General features: G+C 57.4%; 13 protein-coding genes and 1 tRNA gene. 10 read left to right on the forward strand and 4 right to left on the reverse strand.

From position 1 onward, the window contains the following. The first annotated feature begins 21 nt into the window (after window positions 1-21). Complete coding sequence (locus HY868_10740; GenBank protein MBI5302605.1) at window positions 22-1,740, forward strand: DUF3352 domain-containing protein; 1,719 nt, start codon at window positions 22-24, stop codon at window positions 1,738-1,740. A gap of 87 nt (window positions 1,741-1,827) precedes the next feature. Here HY868_10740 and HY868_10745 read toward each other — a convergent pair whose 3' ends face one another. Next, window positions 1,828-2,778, reverse strand: coding sequence for a zf-HC2 domain-containing protein (locus HY868_10745; GenBank protein MBI5302606.1), 951 nt, complete (start codon window positions 2,776-2,778; stop codon window positions 1,828-1,830). Between the two features lie 3 nt (window positions 2,779-2,781). Continuing rightward, window positions 2,782-3,384, reverse strand: coding sequence for a sigma-70 family RNA polymerase sigma factor (locus tag HY868_10750; protein MBI5302607.1), 603 nt, complete (start codon window positions 3,382-3,384; stop codon window positions 2,782-2,784). Between the two features lie 58 nt (window positions 3,385-3,442). Between HY868_10750 and HY868_10755 the strand changes: the two genes are divergently transcribed. The 6 genes from HY868_10755 (at window position 3,443) to HY868_10780 (ending at window position 12,078) form a co-directional block, all read left to right on the forward strand. Further along, window positions 3,443-3,526 (forward strand) — tRNA-Leu (locus HY868_10755). A 238-nt stretch (window positions 3,527-3,764) separates the two neighbouring features. Next, on the forward strand, window positions 3,765-4,514 hold the full coding sequence (locus HY868_10760) for a hypothetical protein (protein MBI5302608.1): 750 nt from the start codon (window positions 3,765-3,767) through the stop codon (window positions 4,512-4,514). A gap of 119 nt (window positions 4,515-4,633) precedes the next feature. Further along, the gene (locus HY868_10765; GenBank protein MBI5302609.1) at window positions 4,634-7,546 is read left to right on the forward strand and encodes a cyclic nucleotide-binding domain-containing protein; all 2,913 of its coding nucleotides are present in this window, start codon (window positions 4,634-4,636) and stop codon (window positions 7,544-7,546) included. 137 nt (window positions 7,547-7,683) lie between these two features. Further along, entirely contained in the window at window positions 7,684-9,711 is a 2,028-nt protein-coding gene (locus HY868_10770) for a protein kinase (GenBank protein MBI5302610.1), read from the forward strand. A gap of 90 nt (window positions 9,712-9,801) precedes the next feature. After that, window positions 9,802-10,659 (forward strand): sulfurtransferase, encoded by an 858-nt coding sequence (locus tag HY868_10775; GenBank protein ID MBI5302611.1) that lies wholly within the window; start codon window positions 9,802-9,804, stop codon window positions 10,657-10,659. Between the two features lie 48 nt (window positions 10,660-10,707). Continuing rightward, a complete protein-coding gene (locus tag HY868_10780) occupies window positions 10,708-12,078 on the forward strand; it encodes an FAD-binding oxidoreductase (protein ID MBI5302612.1) in 1,371 nt (456 codons plus the stop codon). 348 nt (window positions 12,079-12,426) lie between these two features. Here HY868_10780 and HY868_10785 read toward each other — a convergent pair whose 3' ends face one another. Together HY868_10785 and panB are read right to left on the reverse strand one after the other, a co-directional pair. Next, window positions 12,427-13,695 carry a hypothetical protein gene (locus tag HY868_10785; protein ID MBI5302613.1) on the reverse strand — a complete coding sequence of 423 codons (1,269 nt, stop codon included), beginning with the start codon at window positions 13,693-13,695 and terminating at the stop codon, window positions 12,427-12,429. Window positions 13,696-13,820: 125 nt separating this feature from the next. Continuing rightward, a complete protein-coding gene (gene panB / locus HY868_10790) occupies window positions 13,821-14,675 on the reverse strand; it encodes a 3-methyl-2-oxobutanoate hydroxymethyltransferase (GenBank protein MBI5302614.1) in 855 nt (284 codons plus the stop codon). Between the two features lie 202 nt (window positions 14,676-14,877). Between panB and HY868_10795 the strand changes: the two genes are divergently transcribed. The 3 genes from HY868_10795 (at window position 14,878) to HY868_10805 (ending at window position 17,064) form a co-directional block, all read left to right on the forward strand. Continuing rightward, window positions 14,878-15,642: a methyltransferase domain-containing protein gene (locus tag HY868_10795; GenBank protein ID MBI5302615.1), complete on the forward strand. Its 765-nt coding sequence runs from the start codon at window positions 14,878-14,880 to the stop codon at window positions 15,640-15,642. Between the two features lie 292 nt (window positions 15,643-15,934). Next, window positions 15,935-16,330 carry a nitroreductase family deazaflavin-dependent oxidoreductase gene (locus HY868_10800; GenBank protein ID MBI5302616.1) on the forward strand — a complete coding sequence of 132 codons (396 nt, stop codon included), beginning with the start codon at window positions 15,935-15,937 and terminating at the stop codon, window positions 16,328-16,330. A 200-nt stretch (window positions 16,331-16,530) separates the two neighbouring features. Then, window positions 16,531-17,064, forward strand: a complete 534-nt coding sequence (locus tag HY868_10805; protein MBI5302617.1) for a hypothetical protein — start codon at window positions 16,531-16,533, stop codon at window positions 17,062-17,064. Window positions 17,065-17,199: the final 135 nt, after the last annotated feature.

The raw sequence follows: 17,199 nt of genomic DNA on the forward strand, positions 1-17,199 counted from the left end.
CTGCCCAACTCGGAGGATGAAATGCAAGGAATGGCTCCGCAAGCGTCGCCGGAATCCGGCGGCAACAAAACGCTGTTGATCGGTTGTAGTGTGCTCGCCGTGCTACTCCTGGTCTGTGTCGGTATTTGGGTCGCGGTGGTGATGGTCGTCGGGACGGATACGCTACTCGCGCTCGCCGGCTTGGGACCCAAGGCGCAAGCCGCGTCGTTCGCGCCGGTAAACGCGCCGATCTTTGCGTCGCTCGATGTGGATTTTCAGCAAGCCGTGAATTTTCAAAAGGTGTGGAGCGCATTCGAGCAATCGCCGCGCGCGAAACAAAACACGGACGATTTCAAAAAACAATTTCGCGACGCGTTCAGTTGTGATTTCGACGCGGACATCGCGCCGTGGTGGGGTCCCGACCTCGCGTTCTTCTTCACCGACCTGACCAACCTCGCGCCGAGTACGACTTCCAGTCGCGCGACGACGAGCGCGCCGCCGAATTTCGTCGTCGCGATGGGCGTGCGCGATCAGGCGAAAGCGACTGCCGCGATCCAAAAGTGCGTCCCGAAAGATCAAACTGCGCGCACCGAAACGTACAAGAATAATAATCTGAAAATCTACAAAGACGCAACGGTCGCGCTGGTCGCGAACCATGTCCTGGTGAGCACGACCACCGATGCGATGCGCGCGGCGATTGACGCGCAAACCGGCGGCGCGACAACCGCGCTCGCGAACAGCGCGAAATACAAAAACGCGCTGGCGAATTTGCCGACGAGTCGTACCGCGACATTTTACGCCGATTTCGCGCCGCTCGCGGCGACGTACCTCAAATCGCAACCTGGGATTCAGCCGCAGATCCTGACACAACTGGACGCGTATCAAGCCGTCGCCGGGTCGCTGGCGTTCGTCGAGAACGGCGTCAATCTGGACACGGCTATTACATTCGACATGGCAAAATTGCCGGAATGCTCGCGCAACCTGGCGAAACAACAGACCACGCCGACCAAGGCGCTCAACGCGCTGCCCGCGAATACGCTAGGCGTGGTGGCGGCGCACGATTGGAAGAGTCTGTGGGACTGTTCGCTCAGTGTCATGGATGCGACCTCGCGCAAGCAAATGCAAGATTCTTTCGATATGGTAAAAAAGCAGACTGGCATTGATATCAATACAGACGTTTTCGATTGGATGACCGGCGATTTTGCGATTGCCATGACGCCGGCAAAACCGGTGACGTCTGGCGCGCCAGGACTGGGTTTCCTTTTGTTCGTCGAAGCCAAAGACCAAAGTGGAATGACCGCCAAGTTGGACAAGATCGTGGACGCGCTCGCCAAGCAAGGGATGCCGCCGATGAAAGATCAAAACATCAAGGGCGTCACGTTCAAGACCGCCAAGCTGGGTTCGCCGAGCGATCCAAACGCGCCCGCGGCGGGATATGGATTCACCGGCGGATTTCTCGTGATCGGTGGTCCGCTCGACGCGCTCGATGCCGCGGTCGGCGCGTCGAGCAACGCGCTGACCAAAGACGCGACGTACACTTCGGTGCAAACTGGCGTCGGTAAAAAGAATAGTAGTGTGTTCTACGTCAATGTGAGCAGTGCGGAATCCGTTTACGCCAGCACACTGACCGGACGCGCGCGCACGAGTTACGAGACCGAGGTTCAACCCTGGGTCAAACCGATCAAGGCGATGGGCATCGCAAGTGAAATGACCAAACCGGACGCGAGTGTCAGCACGCTGTTCATCTACATCGCCAAATAAAATAAATTCATCAGCAAAAACCAGAGGCGAGCCAGTGATGGCTCGCCTCATCTTTTTCTTGTGTGCTTGGCGCGATTCGCGCGCGCTTTATCGTCGTCGCCACAACATCAAGGTCAACGCGGCGAGAAACACTGCCGCGAACAAGACGACGAATTGCGCGACGCGCAGCGGCGTGAACAAGTTTTGTCGCGGCGCAGATATTGGTTCGGGCGCAATCGCAATCGTCGGCGGGATGATCGCGACGCGCGTAGGCAGAGGAGTCGCGGTCGGCGCGAGCGTGGCGGTCGGCGATGGCACAACCGTTGGCGATGGCGCGGCAGTTGGCGATGTGGCATCACGCGGCGCGACTGCCGGTTGCGCGACTTTGCTGGTCGCGTCCGTCGCGGGTGTCATGGTTTCAGTTACGTTGCCAAGACTCGCTGGCGGCGCTGGTGTCGCCGCGCGCGTGCCTTCGAACGCATTCCCAGCCCGCGCGGTCGTCGGCAACGCGGCGGCAGTCGCCGCCGGCGCAGATGTTGGTTTCGGCGCAGAGGTCGGCAACGCGGCGGGCGCGGGTGCGGCAGGTCTGGTCGGCTCCGGCGCGCGCGTCGCTGCCGGCGCTTTGGTTGGTGCAGGTGCTTGCGTCGGCGCAAATGCGAGCGAGGTCGGCGCGGCTTGTTCTTGCGCTGGCGCGCGCATCAATGCCGCCGGCGCCGGTGCAGACGTACCGGAAGATTGCATCAACAGATCAGTCGCGATGAGCGCGAACAACAACACCGTCGCAGCGACCGTCGCGAAACGCAGTGCGACAAAACCGAATGACGGCGCGCGCTGAACCGGCACGGGTAACACAAACGAACGCCGCAACTTGGGCGCGGGCGCTTGCTTGACGAGCGACATCGTCCACCGCAACGCGTCGAGACTCGTGCGGCAACCCGCGCACCCGCGCAGATGCGTTTCAATTTGCGCGCGCGTGGTAGAGTCGAGTTGCCCATCCACGTACGCGGATAGACGATCTTCGACCCACGCATGCACTTTATCGTTACTATCGCCAAACATATTTCACACTCGCTCACTATTCAGACGATAACGCGCGGGCAAAAGTTCCTGCTGGTTCAACAGAAAATCGCGCACGTGCGCACGCGCGCGACTAAGCCGCGATTTCACCGTGCCGACGTTCGTATTCGTCGCGGTCGCGGCTTCGTCATAATCGAATCCTTCGATATCCACCAACACCAACGTCGCGCGCTGATCCGGCGGCAAAGTCGCGATGCCGCGTTGAATCAGCGCGCCGAGTTCTTGACGTTCGGCAAATTCCTGAGGTGTTTCCGGCGCAGCGCGATCCACGCCCGGCGCGGGATTGTCCGGATCAACCAACAACGCGTCGAGCGAGGCGGTTGGACGGCGTTGCTTGGCGCGCAGTTGATCGTAGCACGCGTTCGTCACGATGCGTAACAACCACGCTTTGAACGAGCCGCCGCGAAAATCGCGCAGATGTTTGAACGCGGAAATGAACGCGTTTTGCGTCGCATCTTCCGCCGCGGCGGTATCGCCAACTACGCGATACGCGGTGCGGTACGCCAACGCCTGATACGCGCGGACAAGTTGGTTGAATGACGGCACATCCCCTTTTTGTGCCGCAAAAATCAGCGTTTTTTCGTCCATAGCGAAGTTGAGATAATTTGACTTAACAACGTTTTTCCAATATACTTGCTATCGTCAAGCCGAAGTGGCGGAACTGGCAGACGCGCACGACTCAAAATCGTGTGAGCTTACGCTCTTGTGGGTTCGATTCCCTCCTTCGGCACTCACATTTTTATTATATCATGATTCGAGATTAAAGCCACATTCGCCGGTGATGAAACATCCATTACTTGCGCGAGCATCCCGCTCGACAAATTTTCATTCTTCCATCGGCGTTTTATCCTCTCCAGTGCTTTCATCAACTCCGCCGTCGCACAGACCCGGCGGAACGCGTGCGCCTTGAGCGCGAGGAAACAAACGGAGCAAAACGAATCTCCCGAAACACCAAAGATGTTTCGCTCGTGTCGGTGATTGGAGCCACGGTAACGAGCGCGGTCTTGGGCATGGCGATCGGTTTGGCGATTGCGTGGCTGGGCGTCCCGGTTCCCTTTTGGAATACCAGCCCCGCGAGCTTGCGCCAATCCATCAAAAACGATTATGTCCGCATGATCAGCGCCTCGTACGAGTTGTCCGGCGATCTGCCGCTGGCTAGACGACGCCTGGAACAACTCGAACTGAGCGACCCCGCACGAACATTCTTGGATCTCATCGCACAGGAAAAACAATCTCTGGGCAACTCGGCAATTCAAGATTCGTTGATCCATTTGGGTCAAGCGCTGGGCTATCGTCTGCCCTACACCGCACAACGTCCCGCGCCCGGCGCGCGTACATCGTCCGATCCCATTGCGCTGCCAACCCAAGCCATCGCGACCTTTGTATTGAAGGAACACACCAAACTGACTTGTACGGAAGAACCCGACGCCGCGTTTCTTCGTCTGATCGTGCGCGATCAAACCGGCCGCGACTTGCCGAACATGGCGATTGCAGTCCGTTCGGCAAACGGCGAAGAAATCGTCTACACGGGACTCAAGCCCGAACGCGGACTCGGTTACGCGGATGTGCAGGTCGAACCCGGCAAGTACGCCGTGACGATTCTCAACGCGCCGAGCGAAGCGGCGACCGATTTGCTGATCGGCGCACCGCCGGCGAACTGCCGCAATGATCGCGGCGCAACGCCGCGCGGATGGAAGATTGTTTTTCAGCAGAAATGAACGACTACTCAGCCCACCCTTGCAAAAGTTGCCAATCCCTTTTCCAAGTAAGCACGCCTTCAAAACTTCGCAAGGGTGAGCAGTCACAGAAATGAACTTTGTCCCGGAGGAAATCCTGAGTGATTCCACAACCTATTGACCAAGTACCACTCTTTCAGAACTTGTCGGATGACGAACGCCAACCTTTGATCGCGCGTTTGCGCCGACGCACCGTTGCCAGTGGCGAATTGATTTTTGCCGAGGGTTATCCCAGCGACGCGCTCTATGTCGTGCATGCGGGCTTGGTCAAACTTTCCAGTGGTTCCAAGACCGCGACGCTCGCCAACCTGGGCGCGGGCAGTTTGCTCGGCGAAGTAGATTGCTTGCTCGAACGTCCGTACTCCGCGACCGCGCACGCCGCGGCGAATACCGAGCTGCTCGTGCTCGCGCGCGCGGACATTGAAGAATTGATCAGCGAACATCCTGGCATCGGGTTAAAGCTCGGCGCGGGTTTGGGCGTCCACATTCCATTCCTCGAACAATACCTCGTTCAACATCGCTTGCGTAACATCGAACTCCTCAGCGCGTTGTCGGAAGAAGATCTGCGTTTGATCGCGCAGAGTCTTGGCTTTGGCACGTTCGCGCGCGGCGATACGCTGATCGAAGATGGGATGGATGGCGAAGCCGCGTTCATTATCGAAGAAGGACAGGTGCGACTCATCACCGAATCGTCCGACGGCACGTCGTTCGACGATTTGAACGAAGGACAGATTTTCGGTCTGACCTCGCTCATCACCGGCAAGCCGTACACTTCGACGGCGCGCGCCGTGACGCCGGTGAACGTTTGGGTGCTCGCGCGCGAAAATTATCAATACCTGATCAACGAACGTCCCGCGATCAAACTTGCGTTCAGTCGCGCGCTCGCCGAATCGTTGAGCACGAACGATCAAGCCGACGCGGTGCAACGTATGCGCGCACTCGATCTGTTTCACGATGTGCCGAACGACGCGCTCACCGCGATTGCCGCGCGCCTGGTCTTGCGTCATTTTCCGGCGGAAGAAGCGATTTACACCGAAGGCACACCGGGCGACGCGATGTACATCATCGAAGCCGGCGAAGTCAAGTTGATGGAGACCGCGTTCTCCGACGCGCAATTGCTCGAGCGCATTCGCGCCGGCAGTTTCTTCGGCGAAATGGCGCTCCTCACCGGACGCACGCGCGCGGAATGCGCTCGCGCCGCGACCGACACGACCGTGTGGGTACTCTACAAAGGCGACTTTGACGACGTGATGGTGCGCTTTCCGGAAATCAGCGTTTCGTTGAGCCGCGCGATCACCGACCGCCTCGCCTCACGCGAGAATGATTTCGTGATTCGGCACTTGCGCCGCATCGCGCTCTTTTCGAATTTGACGAATGCCGAGTTGAACGCGATCGCGAAAAAAGTGCGCGGCTTGCGTTTTCGTCCCGGCGAGATCATTTGCTTTGGCGGACAACCAGCGCACACGCTGTACATGATCGAGCGCGGCGAAGTCAAACGCATCGGCGTCGGTCCGAACGGCGAACCGGTTACGGTGGACTTGCTCGACGCCGGCGATTCGTTCAGCGAACAAGCCATCGTGCAAAACCTGGGTTACGAGTACACCGCGCAGGCGCTCGAAGAAGTTGAAGTGTGGACGATCAGCAAAGGCGATTTCGTCGCGCTGATGGAACAGTATCCGTCGCTTGCGATGACCGTCACGCGTTTGATCGCCGATCGGTTGTCGCACGCGCAAGGCGCGCCCGCGTCGCACACGCGTCCGCCGACTACGCGTCCACCCGGCGCGATGCCGCCGCCGCGTCCGCCGGTCGGGCGCATCCAACGACCGCCGTCCGGTGCGCGTCCGATTTCGCGCGCGTCCATCGTGCCGCCCATCGCGCCAAATGCGATTTTGCCCGGCGCGACCGCGTCGGCAAGCGCGCCAGCGCAACCGGTCAATCGCGCGCCGCGACCGCCCAAACCTCCGTTTCATCTCCCGTTCCAGAAATCCGGCGCACTCGTGCCGGCAACAAGTCGCGCGCCTGCCGCACCTAGCGCGACGAATCGCGCGCCGCGACCGCCGAAACCTGGGTTGCATCTCCCGTTCCAGCACGTCCACGCGGCGCAAGCCAAAACTCAACCGGTCTCATCCAAGCTACAACCCGCCGCGCCGAAGACCTACGCGCCGGCGCAACCGCGTCGCGGTTTCTTTGCCGAAGCCGGCGAGTGGCTCAACGGTTTGTCATTCGGCGCGAAAATGCGCGCGTTGACGCTGGGCGCGTTGGTGATGTGGCTCGCGTTGATCGCACTGCCGTTCACGACGATCAGCGCCGTCAGTTCGACTGTCGGCGGATTGCAGATTTCAAACGCGCAAAACGGCAACAGTGGAACAACGAACGCGTCCGCGCAGAACGAACCGGATCCGATCAATCGTTTGAAAATCGCGTTCGCCATTCCGACCGACACGCCGCGTCCCACCCCAACTCCGAAACCAACAAGCACACCGCGCCCGACCCCGACGCGTGTCGTCGCAACGCGCGTCCCGCCGACACCGGTCCCCGCGCCGGTCGCCGCCGCGCCCGCCGCGCCCGCCGCGCCGCCCCTTGCCCCGCGTTACATTGATCCGCGTCTGGGCAATGGACCGCAAGTGTTGCCGCATCTCGAGGGCGTCAAGGTAGAAGAGGCGCAAGGTGTTCAGCGCGGACAGAAATTCTGGCGCGTGATCAGTCTTAAGTTCGAAAATATTGACGAGTCCGGCAGCGATCACACCATCTATGTCAAAGTGCTCGGCGAAGATGGCAAACGCGTGGATGGTAAAAAAGCGCATCTCACGAGCGTGGGTGGTCTATCAGAATATCCCGATGAAAAGCCCGCCGCCGATATGTGCGATTGCAACTATAACTATCCGATGTATGGCGACGGCTATGGCTTTAACATCGAAGATCAATACCCCAGCGACAAAGCGATGGGCATGATTATGCCCTTGAAGCGACACGTAAACTATCGAGTCACTTTTCAACTCGTTACCATGCCGTAACGCACACCACGGCAGACGCGTTTATGCGTCTGCCGTTGCATTTTGCGAACATGTCAAGGCGGATACGCGATGAATCCGCCTTGCTTTTTTGGAATGGGCTTGATGTATAATTGTGCGTTCGGTATGTTCTGAGTATAATGGGACAACACCACGCGGAGAAAATCGGAATGGGATTTGTCGTCGGCGAACATGTTGGGCAATTCAAAATCGTAGAGTACCTCGGGCAAGGCGGGATGGCAACGATCTTCAAGGCGTACCAAACCAACCTCGATCGGCACGTAGCGCTCAAAGTCATTCACCCCACGCTCAAAAATGATCAATCGTTCGTCGCGCGTCTGACGCGCGAGGCGACCGTCGTCGCCAACCTCACGCACCCGAATATCGTACAGGTGCACGACCTCATCACCTCCGAGGGCATTCCGTTTCTCGTGATGCAATTCATCGAAGGCAAAACGCTCAAGGATGTGTTGCTCGAACGCCACCTCACGCCGAACGAAATCCTTAACATTCTGCGCCCCGTCGGCGACGCGTTGCATTACGCGCACGCGCGCGGCGTACTCCATCGCGATGTCAAGCCGTCGAACATTATGATTGACAAGGACGGCAATGTCTTTCTCACCGATTTCGGTCTCGCACGCATCGAACGTAGCGGCGAGTCCACGATGTCGCAGGATATGCTCATCGGCTCGCCGCAGTATCTCTCGCCCGAGCAAGCGCGCAGCGAGCAGGTGGATCAACGCACCGATGTCTACTCGCTCGGCATCGTGCTGTACGAAATGTTCACCGGGCGCGCACCGTTTATGGGCGATACGCCATACGCGACGATCATGGCGCAGATCAACGACGCGCCAGCGCCGCCGCGCGCGCTCAATCCCAGCATCTCGATTCCGGTCGAGCAAGTTCTCCTCAAGTGCCTGGAAAAAGATCCGGCGAAACGCTACAACGGCGTGCGCGAACTGGTGCGCGCGATGGAGAACGCGGTGCGCGGTCCGCAAATGGATATGGACGCGATTCCGATTGTCCTCCCATTCGCGGATGAGCCAAAGCCCGCGCCGATGTCGCTCACCAAACCTGCGTCCACGCCCAAGCCCGCGCCAGAATCCGACGCACCGACCAATCGCCGACCCTGGTTCGTCGCCGTCATCGGCGGATTGATTGCGCTGGCGCTCTGCGGCGTACTGGCGTTCGGCGTTTTTTCGCTCGGCAGTAAACCGACCCCCACTCCGCCCATCGCGATCGTCCTGACGACGCGCTTTCCAGCCACGCCGACGACCGCACCCTTGATCGCCACGCCGACGCGCGTCGCGATTGTCGTGCCGACCGCGACGCCCGTACCGACGCGCGTACCGACCACCGTCGCACCCGAAACACTACGCGGCAAGATCGCGTACAGCGTATCAACCGGCGAAGCGCCGGATCAAAAAGCGATTTGGGTCGCCGACACGGACGGCAGCAACGCGCACAAAATCCTGGACGCGGCGATGTGGCCCTCGCTGTCGCCGGATGGAACCAGGATCGCGTATGCTACCTTGAAAGAACCGGGCATCTACACGGCGAACAGCGACGGCTCCGGCGTGCGTCGCCTCACCACGACCGAGGCATACAATCCGCAGTGGTCGCCGGACGGCAAACGCATCGTGTACTTTCAAGGCAAGTTCAAAGTCGGCGGCGAAATTCATGTGATGAACGCCGACGGCTCTAACGACACGGAAATCACGACGGGCTTTAGTCCCGACTTTGCGCCTGACGGCAATCGCATCGCGTATGCCGGTTGCCAGAACACGTCACGCGGTTGCGGACTGTTCATCTACGATCTGCGAACCAAAAACATCGCGATGATTACGACGGACAATGGCGCAAGCCCGCAATGGTCGCCGACCGGCGATAAACTCGTTTATCAAGCCGATAGCGGCAATGGCACGGTCAATGTGTTCAGCGTCAACACGGATGGCAGCAATCGCAAACAATTGACGACCGGCAAAAGCAACGATGGTCAACCCACCTGGTCGCGCGATGGCAATTTTATTTTTTGGCGTTCCGACCAAAACGGCACCGGCTGGGCGATCTTTGTGATGCGCGCCGACGGCGCGAGTCCCAGGCGCGTCATCAATCCCGCCATCCCGGACGGTAATTTGTGGGGACGCGAATCGTTGAGCGCGCGTTGACCTGGGACTCGATGAACGATTTCGAAGGGGCGAGGTCATCTCGCCCCTTCAGCATTATCAAACAGATTGATTCTATCTGGAGCGATTTCGATGACCACACCCCTGCTCGTTTCCACGACCTGGCTCGCCGAGCATTTGCATGATCCCAGCATTCGCATCGCCGATGTGCGTTGGTACCTTTTCGAAAAAGACATCACCGGGCGCGGCGAGTACGCGAAAGGTCACATCCCCGGCGCGGTGTTCGTTGACGTAGACACCGATCTTTCGTCACCGCCTTTGCAAGGACCGGGACGCCATCCGCTGCCGACCGCGACCCAGTTCGCAAACGCGATGGTGCGTGCGGGCATCGGCGCGGGCACGCACGTCATTTGCTACGATGATCGCGGTGGCGCAGTCTCAGCGCGCTTGTGGTGGTTGTTGCGCTATTTCGGTCACGACGACGTATCGCTGCTCGACGGCGGCATCGCGCAATGGCGCACAGAAAATCGTCCTCTCACGACAGACGTACCGCAAATCGCGCGCGCGAATTTTGTGCCGCGTCCACGCCCGGACATGATGGTGAATCGCGAGCAGGTACGCGCGCTGGCAAACGATCCGCGCGGCTTGGTGCTGGATGTGCGCCTCAACGAGCGCTACACCGGCAAAACCGAACCGCTCGATCCGCGCGCGGGACACGTGCCTGGGGCGAAGAACGTGCCGCTTGCCGGGAACTTGCGCGCGCCGGACGATTTCCGTTTTCGCGACCCAGCCGAGTTACGCGCGCGCTACGACGCGCTCGGTGCGAATCAAGCAGAAACAATCGCGGCGTACTGCGGAAGCGGCATCAATGCGAGCCAAGCCGTGTTCGCGTTGACGCTCGCCGGGTATGCCAACCCGCGCCTCTACGAAGGTTCGTGGAGCGATTGGAGTCGCTCGGAGTTGCCGATGAAGACGGGAGAGGAGCCGTAAATCCCAGGGCAGGAAGGAAATGAGGGAACTGAGGGAACGTGTCTGGCAATGAACCCGTCAATTATCATTTGCGGCGCGGGTATCGCAGGGATCAGCGCCGCGTATTTTCTAACGCAACTCGGCGCGCGCGATATTGTGTTGATTGACGAACGCGCGCCGCTCTCGCTCACGAGCGACAAATCAACCGAATGTTATCGCAATTGGTGGAGCGGTCCCGACAACGCGATGGTGCAATTGATGAATCGAAGTATCGCGTTGATGGACGATCTCGCGCGCGCGAGCGACAATGTTTTCCATCTCAATCGGCGCGGCTATCTCTACGTCACCGCCGATCCCGCACGTGTCGTCGAGTTTCGCCGCGCGGGCATCCAAGCCGCGGAGTACGGCGCGGGCGCGTTGCGCGAACACAGACCCTCCCCCGCTTTACAAGGGAGGGAGTTGTATCAACCGGCATCGCCACACGGATTTGAAAGTACGCTTGACGGTGCGGATTTGATTCTCGACCCAGGATTGATTCGCCAATATTTTCCGTACCTGTCCGAGCGCGTCGTCGCCGTTCTGCACGCGCGGCGATGCGGCTGGTTGAGCGCGCAACAACTGGGCATGTACTTGTTCGAGCAAGCCTGCGCACGCGGCGTGCGTTTTATCTCCGCGCGCGTCGAATCGGTCGAGACGCATGGCGGCGCAGTGAGCGGCGTGCGCTTGAGCGACGGCACATCGCTCGCGTGCGATACGTTCGTCATGGCGGCGGGACCATTCCTCAAACACGTCGCGCAGATGCTCGGAGTTGAATTACCGGTCTTTTCGGAACTGCATCAAAAAATGAGTTTCAGCGACGAACTGGGCATCGTGCCGCGCGATGCGCCTTTGCTGATTTGGAGCGACCCACAACATTTGCCATTCACCGACGAAGAGCGCGCGCTGCTCGGCGAATCACCCGAAACGCGCGGACTGCTCGACGAGTTTCCGGCTGGCGCGCACGTGCGTCCCGAAGGCGGCGCATCGAGTCGCATCGCGTTGATGCTGTGGGCGTACCACACGCCGCCCCTTCCGGAAAATTTCCCGCCGCCGTTCGACGAGATGTATCCGCAAATCGTTTTGCGCGGCATGGCGGCGCTCTTGCCAGGACTCGCGAATTACTTTGATCATCCGCCCAAGCCGTGGATAGATGGCGGTTATTACACCAAAACGCGCGAGAACCGTCCACTGATTGGCGCGTTGCCGGTGCGCGGCGCATTCGTCATCGGCGCGTTATCTGGATTCGGCGTGATGGCGGCGTGCGCGTCCGGCGAGTTGCTCGCCAATTGCGTCTTGGGTAACCCACTACCGGACTATGCGCGCGCGTTCGCGCCCGCGCGCTACGACGACCCAGATTATCGCGCGCGCCTCGCCATGTGGAGCGAAACCGGACAACTGTAGACATTATCTGAAATAATTTTTCTCCCCCGAAGAACACCAAGGTCAAGAAATTTTCAAGAATTTTTCGTGCGCTTCGTGGGCAAATTCTTATTCTGAATAACGTCATATACTACAATACCTTCGCCAAATCGTTTTCACTCGTTTTTTTATCCGCGAATAACGCGAATCTCCGCTAAATTTTAAATTCATTCGCGTTACACTTGCCCTGGCGGGAACGCAAGTGCCAGGGTTCGCGTTATTCGCGGATGAATTTATAATTTTGGCGAAGGTGATGATACTATTAAACCGAATGGCGGAGTCGAAGTTGACTCCGCCATTCGCCATTTGCTATTTGCCATCCGCCATTCGCTACTTGTGCAAATTCTTCGCCGCGATAAACGCGTGCCCGTGCTTGGTCAATTCCTCTGCCGTGTGATTTAGCGCCGCGTGCTTGTCCATGTAATTCTGCAACAATGTCGGCATCAACCCCTTGGCTTCGACATCCGCTTTCGGAATAAAGTACTCGAGCAAGTTCGATGGATGCGCGCGCGTCGCTTCGACCTCTGGATCGCCGCCCTCGTGTTTCGCGGAAATGTTCTTGACCTTGCCGGCGAGTTCCATCAATTCCGCGCGGCGGTCATACGGCTGGCGCACGATGCTCTTGTACGTTTCGGTAATGTGATGCTCGATGCGAACGACATTCTCGAATCCAAATTTTTTGCGAATGTCCGCCGCCGCCTCAATCGTGCAATTGTTCACCGAGTTGCTCAAGTTGAAACCGATGAGCGGCGTTGTGCCATTGGGTCGCGCGAACAGTTTCGCCATCATCAACGTCCACGCGATAAAGTACGGATTGTCGTTGCCGACGAACACGGAAATCTTGAACTCGTTGTTGATGCCGAGGCGATGGATCAAATAACCAATGAGAATCGTGCCGGCGTTGATGTTCAAAACCTGGTAGATGCCATAGTTGGTGTAATAGTACAGAAACTCGTCGAGCCATTTGAGCGCGTACTCGTTCGGCTCGCCGATGCCGCCGAAATAGCCGGCAATCGTGTCCGCGCCGCCGAGATGCACATTCGAGCCATCGGTGCCTTTCGTATCGAGCGTGTCCACGTACGACGAACCCAGGATTTGCATCGCCGCCATCCCCGCGAGCAAATCGCCCTGATCCGATTCGGACTCTTTCATGTACCGCACGCGAATGAATCGTCCTGGCATCAACCCTTTTTTCTCGATGGCATGTTGCGCTTCCGCGATGATCCAGGGAAAGTACTGGAACGCGCTGATCTCGAGTGTGACCGCGTATGACTTTTTGAACTTTATCGTCGCGGCGGCATCGCCCAACACCTTGCGCCGATAATCGGCGACGCTGACGAACGCGCCGGCGTCGCGCTGTTCGATCAGCCATTCGAGATCGGGCACGTACGGCGAATTCATCGCGCGCAAGCGCTTCATCAAGTTCGGCAGTTGGCGCGCCTCCGCCGATTTGTGATTGATCGCGTCAATCGTGCCGTGCTTGGCGATCACCGCGAGCACATCGTTGACAAGCTTGCTTTTCGGATCGAGCAGAAGACCGTTGAGCGCGGCGAGATTTCTCGCGGGGATTTTGAGTTTGCTGCGCAATTTACTGTCCATTCGTTTCTCCTTTGAAAACGACGATCATCCTTCGCCAGTGCTCAGGACTGGCTCTGACCGCCGACCACCCTTGCATCATCGCCATCAGTGGTCGGCGATTTTTGTTACGCATCACAGATTACGTTTTACTTTTCTAGCATCTTCAATAACTCGGCGTACTCTTCATCCTTGATGCCGAACCAGTTTTCGGACTGCGGAAATTGTTTCGACGTGACCTCGGCGACGTACTGCTTCAACCCATCGCCGATCACTTTACCCGCATCGCCAAACACTTTTGCCATCCTGGGTTTGAACTTGGGGTACAATCCGAACATATCGTGGAAGATGAGCAACTGTCCGTGCGCGTTTATTCCCGAACCGAGACTGATGATCGGGATGCCCGCGCGTTTCGTGATGATCTCGCACACGCGGTCGGGAACCATTTCGAGCAAAATCGAATAGCACCCGGCGTCTTCGAGTGCCTTGGCATCGTCAATAATCTTCTTCGCCTGCGTCGCGCCTTTGCCTTGCACTTTGTACCCGCCGAGCGCGGACACGCTTTGCGGCGTCAATCCCAGGTGTCCCATGCACGGAATTCCAGACTTGACAATGCCCGCGACGCGATCCGCCATCTCGATACCGCCTTCGAGCTTCACGCCGTCACACGCGGCTTCTGCCATGAAACGACCGGCGCAGCGAATCGCGGTCTCGACGGACGGCTGGTACGTCATGTACGGCATATCGCCGATGAGCCACGCATTCGGCGTGCCGCGCCGTACCGCTTGCACGTGCGGCATCATCACATCCTGGGTCACGGGCAAGGTCGAATCGTAACCCAGGATCGTCATGCCTAACGAATCGCCGACGAGCACCATGTCCACGCCGGCTTTCTCGACCAGGTCTGCCATCGGATAATCGTAGCAAGTGATCATGGTGATCGGCGTACCCTGGCGCATCTTGTCGTACAGCGAACCGAGCGTCACTTTTTGTCGTCCAGCCATCTCCCACCTCCAGATAAAAATAATAACGCCCGTCTGCACCCAACCCCAGGCGCGGTGAGACGAGCAACCGTGCGCGACTCGCATCGCGACTAGTCTCAAAAAGATTATAACGCGTGGAGTGAGAGATGTCAAAGATTCGAGGTATTGACGCCAAGGTGCAAGCACCCTATACTCTACCCAGCCCAGCAAGCGAAAGGAACACATGACTGCATCAAGAAGCGTTTACGAAAGTACGCGTCTCGCCGATGGCTACGCGTTCGCGCGACCGCCGGTGCATCCGCGCGTCATCGCAATGATCGCCGATCATCAAAGTCAACGCCGCAGTGTGCGCGCGCTCGATGTCGGATGCGGCGCGGGTCGCTCGACCGATGCGCTTGTGCCGCTCGCGGATGTCGTGGTTGGCATCGAGCCAATCTACACGATGCTGACGTATTGCCGCGCGGTAGCTCCAAACGCGCAATTTGCAGTTGCATTTGCGGAAAGTCTGCCGTTCGCCAATCGCGCGTTCGACCTCATCACCGCGGCTGGCTCGTTGAACTACGCCGACCTGGGTCGCTTTTTGCCAGACGCGGTACGCATTCTCACGCCGACTGGCACGCTCATCATTTACGATTTTTCCGCAGGTAGGCGTTTTCGCGATGACGATGCGCTGGACAAGTGGTTCGCCGAGTTTGAACGTCGTTATCCTTTCCAACCCGGTTATGCGCTCGATGTGCGCGCGATGGATTTCGCGCGATGCGGTCTGCGACTCGACGCGTACCACGAATTTGAGATCGCGTTGCCTATGAGCACGGACGCGTACGGGCGATACGTTCTCAGTGAAACGAATGTGGAGCGCGCAATTGCGCGCGGCGTACCGGAAAACGAAATTCGCGATTGGTGCAGTCGCACGATTGCGGCAATTTTCGGGGATGCTCCGCGCGAGGTTTTGTTTACTGGATATGTGGCGTATGTGAAACCGGCTTGATCGCATCGAATTGGTTCATAACAATTGCTTTTCTTGGGAGTTGTTATATAATTCGCACATAGGCGGGTAGGCAGAAAAAATTCCGTATAACACCCCCAGGGGATTCTTATACCGAAATTTGTCCGCATAAGACATAGTGCGAGCGGACGCTTCGCGCCGCTCGCACGGGGCGGCGGACTTCCATCCGCTGTTCTCGGCGCTGCGCGCCGTCGAACAAGCGGATGCAGCCGCCCCGTTGGGCTGAAAACCTGTGATCGAGTTTCATACACCCAAAAGGATGCCTAACCCAGCTATGAATGAAGAAATCAAAGAGGCTCTGCGGAAAGATCGAACGATTGATATCATCACCGTTGGCGCAAAGTCAGGATTTCCCAGAAAAATTGAAATCTGGTTTACCAATGTGAATGGTCGTATTATCATCTGCGGAACACCCGATGCAGAAGGTGGTAAAGGCCCTCGCTCGCGGCGGGACTGGTTAGCAAACTTGAAAGCCAATCCCGAGTTTACATTTTGTCTCAAAGAATCTCTCCAAGTTGAACTACCCGCAAGAGCCGTTGAAATTGTTGACCCAGAAGATCGTAGAATTTTGATGAGTGCTCCAGAAACGAAATGGTATCGCGACCAGGTGGCTTCACTTGATGATTTGGTAAATGCAAGTCCAATCGTGGAAGTGTTCTTTAGGGATTAACACAGGGTCAGGAAAGGTCGAAATAAACGTGATGAGAGCGTGCAATTTCAGCCCAACAATGCGTGCAGCGGACGGCGGGGAGTCTGCGCGATTTATAAGCCTTTTTCTGGCTTTGAGTTTTTTTCGCTCCCAGGCTTTTATCTACACCCGCTCCTTGTCCGCCGCTAACGCCAACCGTTGGCTTGCCCATTGCATAATTTATGAATCGTGAAGAACAGATCACGCTTGAATACTTGAAAAGTTTGCTTGGCGAAGATGTGGTTCCTGTGCCAAAGCATAAAGACCCGCCTGATATTCTTGTGGGTTCAACTATAGCTGTAGAGGTCAGAAGATTGAATCAACATTTCTTTGAAGGTGGAAAGCCTGAAGGGTTAGAGAATCTATCTTATCCTTTAGATGACGCATTTGAAGAAGTATTGAAATCGTTCAATCATTTGTACACTGGAAAATCATATTGGGTTTTTGTCGATTACAGACGCCCGCTCAAATCAGAAATTCGCCAAGCAAAAAAAGATATGCGCTTGGCGTTACAGAAATTTCTTGACTCGAGAATCTCTAAATTTCCTTGCGAAATTTCGGTAAATTCGGAATTCACTTTCTCAATTTATAAATCAGATCCTGGTAACGGAAAATTATTTCCTGTTGCTGGAAGTGGAGATTTTGACGCTGGTGGAGGGGTCATTGGAGTTTATGCCGAAAATATCCGTCATTGCATAAACGAAAAATCATCGTAACTGCTCAGGCATAACCAAACTTGGACGACTCTTGTATTGCAAAGCATACATTCATCAGGCATACTGTAGACAATGACACCGTCCCCATTACCTACTGACGAACAAATCCGTGCGGCATACCAGCAAGGCGAAGAA

It is taken from the genome of Chloroflexota bacterium (genome assembly GCA_016219275.1).
Classification (GTDB): domain Bacteria; phylum Chloroflexota; class Anaerolineae; order UBA4142; family UBA4142; genus JACRBM01.